We start from the raw sequence: 573 nt of genomic DNA on the forward strand, positions 1-573 counted from the left end.
GCTCGGCCTTGTGCCGCCGGACGCAGGCGGCACGATCGAGCTGGAAGGCAAGGCGCTGGCGCCCAGGCTGGAGAACCGCAGCGACCACCAAATCAAGGCGATGCAGATCGTCTTCCAGAACCCGGACTCCGCACTCAACCGATCGCATTCGATCCGGCATCTGATCGGACGCGCGCTGAAGCGGCTGGCGGGGCTCTCCGGCAAGGCGCTGGAGGCTCGTCTCAACGACCTTATCCGCTCGGTGCGGCTTACGGACCGGCATCTGGCTGTAAAACCGCGCCAACTTTCCGGCGGCCTGAAGCAGCGGGTCGCCATTGCCCGCGCCTTCGCCGGCGACCCGCGCATCGTCGTCTGCGACGAGCCGACCTCGGCGCTCGACGTCTCGGTGCAGGCGGCCATCCTCAATCTGCTCGCCGACCTGCAGTCGAAGGAAGACGTCAGCTACATCTTCATCTCGCATGATCTGGCCGTGGTGCGTTACCTCTCCGACAAGATCGCCGTGCTCTATCTCGGCCGCATCATGGAGCTCGGACCGTCGGAAGAGGTCTTTTCCGGGCCGCATCATCCCTACAC

Annotated in this window: 1 protein-coding gene; it reads left to right on the plus strand. The window is 65.1% G+C overall.

What is annotated here, in order from left to right; translation table 11 throughout:
- Nucleotides 1–573 (plus strand): ATP-binding cassette domain-containing protein (locus EN914_RS37715; RefSeq protein ID WP_164779292.1); only part of this gene is annotated, 573 nt, incomplete at both ends.

The organism is Mesorhizobium sp. M7A.F.Ca.CA.001.08.2.1 (genome assembly GCF_003998455.1).
Classification (GTDB): domain Bacteria; phylum Pseudomonadota; class Alphaproteobacteria; order Rhizobiales; family Rhizobiaceae; genus Mesorhizobium; species Mesorhizobium ciceri.